We start from the raw sequence: 4,826 nt of genomic DNA on the forward strand, positions 1-4,826 counted from the left end.
AAAGTTGCCCACCCCTCAGGAAAATCCTTATTGCTAACCTGAGCTGTAATGTCAATTGTCTTTTGTTCATCGGAAGGAACCAAAATAAGCGCTTTACCCTCTTTACTATATACAGATAAGTAAAATGCGCCCCGCCCCGCAGTAAATTGCAAATAACCATTTTTATTAGTGTTTAATATAGTTAACGCTCTTAAAGAGCCCCAATTAAAAACCAACGGAATCACATACGCATCGGAAATTGGCTTATTATTTTCATTCGTTACATTTATTTTTATCGTTCTACTACGCTCCTGGGTATAATTTGCAGTAGAATTAATCAGGGCTTCATATTTACCTTTGGCTAAGACCTCATCCTCCCAAGTAGCCATAGAGCCCTCTGCCAAAATCATAACGGTTTTATCCACTAAGCCACTAAACCAGGTTTGATCAGGAAAATATGCCATATCCATATCTCCTGTATAATGCCATTTGCCATCCAAATATATTTCCGTCCAGGCATGATTATTATCCAAATGTGCCCACCAGGGAACAGATGCAGGCCTGGAAGGCAATCCAACTGTTCTTGCCGCTGAAACTAATAATATTTGCATTTCTTCACAGCGACCTATTATAGACCTTTGAGTGATATCCAAAGGGGTTTGATCGCGTCCGGAGGTCTGTTGAAATTGCAATCTTGATACACACCAAAGGGTTACAGCCCTGAATCTATCTAAATCCGTGTGCGTTGTATAAATTATTTGTTGTAAGCCATCTTTTAGCATTGCTTTTCTATAGGGAGTTATGGCTTCGTCGGAAACCGTTTGTTTGGCAATATAGGAAAGGAAAATATCGGGCTTGTATTTCAGACCTTCTTTATTTAGCAGTGCACAAATTGCCTCATAGTTACTTTCTATATCTTTGGGATTTGTAGATGCCAAATTTGCATCACTTTCATAGGCAATCAGATAATTCATCAGAATATCGGGATGCTGTTTCAATAAACCCTTATAGGCATCTTTCTGTTCCCAATGCAAAAGCTTTAAATTATTTGCGGCTTTTTGCGCTACTTCTTTATAAAGGTCTGGATTGCCCATTTTTGTAAGTTCTTTAGGAAGCGCCAAAAGCATTGTTGCAATCAGCAAAAGAACGAGTATTAACGAAGCTTTCTTCATAGTTCCTTCATTTTATATTGTAGTTTGATTTAAATTAGGATTTTACTTATATTATAATAACAGAAAGGGCATCAGGCAAATTAAAATCAATATTTTACCTACTCTTGCGTTTATGTAAGCAAGGCATTCAAAATTGCCATTGCTTCTTCTTTAGCGCCCAAACCATTTTCAGCCACCGGTCCCACGCAAGCAGGACAGCCATTTTCACATTGGCAATTTTTAATTCTATCCCTACTTGCATAAAGCAATTGATTATGCAATTCATAAAGTTTTCGGCTAAGTCCTATACCACCGGGAATGTTATCATAAATAGCTATTACAGGATTTCCCATAGCTAAAGGTGATTTATCTTCACTATGAATACCCAAATCCTGCGGAGCGCACATTACAAAAAAAGGCGCCAAATTTCCCATCAAATATGCCAAGGCAGCTAAACCGCTTTGAATATGCACTCTAATTTCAGCCAATTTATGACAGCGCGGACATAGTGCAACAAGGTTTTCAGGATCATTGGCTGCATCTGCATCGTCAAAACGACGAAAAGGAATAATATGATGAACTTCCAAATCGCCGTTTGCTCCGCAATTTCTGCAACGATAATTTTCTCGCTGGCGAATTTGTTCTGAAAGTTCCTTCCATTTAGGCCCATAATTATTTTCGTCGTTATTCCATAAACCTTGATTCCTGATTTTTTCCACTGTCTCTTCAGAAAGGGAAATCCAATATGCTTGGGTCTGCATAACCTCAGGTGGCAAATCAAGATCTATGTGTTCCAAAACTTCCATTGTATAAAAACGCTGTTTTTTAAAACCAGTTATGGTTCGCGTAACAGTTACTTTTCCAAAATGTCTACGACCTCCTGAAACATTTTCCAGTAGCAGTAAATCATCCAGACCTATTTCGGTTGATACGGTTGCCTGAGTGTAATAATTCACTTGAGCTGGCTCTAAAATTACCTTTTTCTGTTCAAAATCAAGTTTCTTCACTAACCAGGTTTCACCTTGATGAAGATAAATCGCTTCTGGATGAGTCATCCATTTAACGCTTCCTGAATCAACCCATCCCACCAAATCATTATCTGCCAATATTTGAAATTGATTTCCCGCATTGCGTAATGATATATCCCCAGCCGGATATTTGTTGCTAATGCCAATATAGCGATTACCTATTTGCTTAATTAATCCATCATCCAGCAATGAATATAAGTGACCCTGAATATCGGCAAAACTTAAAGCTCCGAAATTTTCACCCTCTTTTAATGCCATTTCGCTAATCGCACAAAGTAACTGCATCCGTAAAATTTCACTATTATTGGGGTCAATTAATGCTTGTTCCGGATTGTTTTCCAAAATATATTCCGGATGCTGACAAATATATTGATCCAATGGATTACTTCCTGCTTCCAAAATACAAAGTGACGAATTTCCCTGGCGTCCAGCTCTTCCTGCTTCTTGTCTTGTGCCACAAATTGTTCCTGGATAGCCATTTAAGAAAACGGCATCCAGGCCACCAATATCAATGCCCAGTTCCAATGCGTTAGTAGAAATCACCAGATCTATTTTACCTTCTCGTAATTCATTTTCTACCTGCCGTCTATCCACTGCCAAATATCCACTTCGGTAACTGCGTATTTTATCTGCAATTTTGTGGTCATCAGTCAAATAACGATAAATAAGTTCTACGCTTCGTCTGCTTTCTGTAAAGAGAATTGCTTGCAGATTGGTCTTTAAAAAGCTTTTAGCTATACTTCCGATTTCCATTGTAGAACTTCTTCTTATCCCCAAGTTGGGCTCTATTAAAGGGGGATTGCAAATGTAAAAATACCGTTTCCCTTGAGGAGAATCATCTTCATCAATAAGCTCAACTGACTCTTCTGCCAGGGTTTCTGCCAATTCTTGCGCATTGGCTAAAGTGGCGGAAGTAAATATAAATTGGGGCTTTTTCCCATAAATGCTTGCTATTCGTTTTAGCCGTCTGAGCACATTTGCCACATGCGAACCAAAAACACCTCGATATATATGCACTTCATCAATCACTACAAAATCCAATAGAGAAAATAAAGAGCTCCATAAAGTATGATTTGGTAAAATTCCTAAATGCAACATATCCGGATTGGTGAAAATAATATTTGCCTGTTTGCGTAGTTTTCCTCTTATTTCCGAAGAAGTGTCGCCGTCATAAATTCCATCAATAATTAATGGCATATTAGGATTTTGCCTTTTTAGCTCAGAACATAAAGTGTGCATTTTTTTTGCCTGATCTTGCGCCAATGCCTTAGTTGGAAAAAGTAATAAAGCTCTGCTTTGCGGATTTTGGATGATTTGATTTAAAATAACTGATTGATAAACTAAACTTTTCCCACTCGCCACTCCACAACTGACTACTACATTTTTTCCTTCTAACAATTTTTCTATGGCTATTGTTTGATGCTTATATGGTTCTTTTATGCCCATACTTTTAAATAATTTGGGAATATAAGGCAGCAAACCATTAGGAAAATCGGCTGTTTTTGCTTGCTTTTCTGCTTTAATATTTTCTGCTACAATAGTTGAACTGAAGCGCTTCTCATTCTTGAATGCCTCTATAAAATCTTCTATTCCCGCTTTTTCGTCTTTCACTTATTTCTTTTACCTAAGCTAAATAATCATTTAAACCTTTCTACAATTAGCTCTCTTGAAGTCAAGCACTTTCTTATCTATCTTTATTAATGTTCTCTTCGGCAGGAATATTTTGCCTTACCTATATTGCTCATTTATCGTTTGATTTCTTCTTGTGTATTATGCAGTTATTTCATTTTATCATTTATTTCATTTCTTATTATTCAGTTGCTTTATGCTTTCTATATTCTCTTACAACTCAGTAACATTTCAGTAACATTTCTCTTACGGCACTACGGAAGTGTTACTGTAATGTAACAGATTTGTTAGAGATTGCCCGATATTGCAAGATGTTATGAGTCAGAAGCATTTACACACAATAAAGATAACTACCCGCTTTATTTTATAACCCAAATATGCTATAAATTATGAGCATAGTTCAGCATTCCTATTCAGAGTTGAAAGTTTTTGGGCAATGTTGTGTTATTATTATCATAATATAAAAATCGCCGTTAGCGATGGCGGTGACCTACTCTTCCACACAGTTGCCCGTGCAGTACCATCGGCGCAGACAAGCTTAACTGCTGTGTTCGGAATGGGAACAGGTGTATCCTTGCTGCTATAACCACCATCGCTAACGGCGAAAAGGTTATTATGGTGTTTACTATAGCTTTCTTTTGTTGATGTGCTATGGCTCACTCTGCTGTTAGCAATAGTTATCCGTGAGATGAGAAAGTGGATACATAGAATAAAATAAATTGATGAAAGTCAATCGAGTTATTAGTATTACTCGGCTTAACACATTGCTGCGCTTACACCTGTAACCTATCAAGGTTGTCGTCTCCAACCTCTCTATTGGGAAATCTTATCTCGGAGCTGGCTTCCCGCTTAGATGCTTTCAGCGGTTATCCGTACCGAACTTGGCTACCCGGCAATGCAATTGGCATCACAACCGGTACACCAGAGGTTCGTCCACATCGGTCCTCTCGTACTAAATGCAGTGCTCCTCAAATTTCCTACGCCCACGAAGGATAGGGACCGAACTGTCTCACGACGTTCTGAACCCAGCTCGCGTAAC

Annotated in this window: 2 protein-coding genes and 2 rRNA genes; all 4 read right to left on the bottom strand. The window is 38.2% G+C overall.

Annotated elements, in window-relative coordinates:
- On the bottom strand, nucleotides 1-1,151 hold a 1,151-nt coding region (locus ABFC98_00495; protein ID MEN6444507.1), incomplete at its 3' end, for a transglutaminase-like domain-containing protein.
- Between the two features lie 110 nt (nucleotides 1,152-1,261).
- Nucleotides 1,262-3,769: a DEAD/DEAH box helicase gene (locus ABFC98_00500; GenBank protein ID MEN6444508.1), complete on the bottom strand. Its 2,508-nt coding sequence runs from the start codon at nucleotides 3,767-3,769 to the stop codon at nucleotides 1,262-1,264.
- A 495-nt stretch (nucleotides 3,770-4,264) separates the two neighbouring features.
- Nucleotides 4,265-4,381 (bottom strand): 5S ribosomal RNA (gene rrf, locus ABFC98_00505).
- A 126-nt stretch (nucleotides 4,382-4,507) separates the two neighbouring features.
- Nucleotides 4,508-4,826, bottom strand: a 23S ribosomal RNA gene (locus tag ABFC98_00510); the annotation flags it as partial.

The organism is Candidatus Cloacimonas sp. (genome assembly GCA_039680785.1).
Taxonomy (GTDB): domain Bacteria; phylum Cloacimonadota; class Cloacimonadia; order Cloacimonadales; family Cloacimonadaceae; genus Cloacimonas.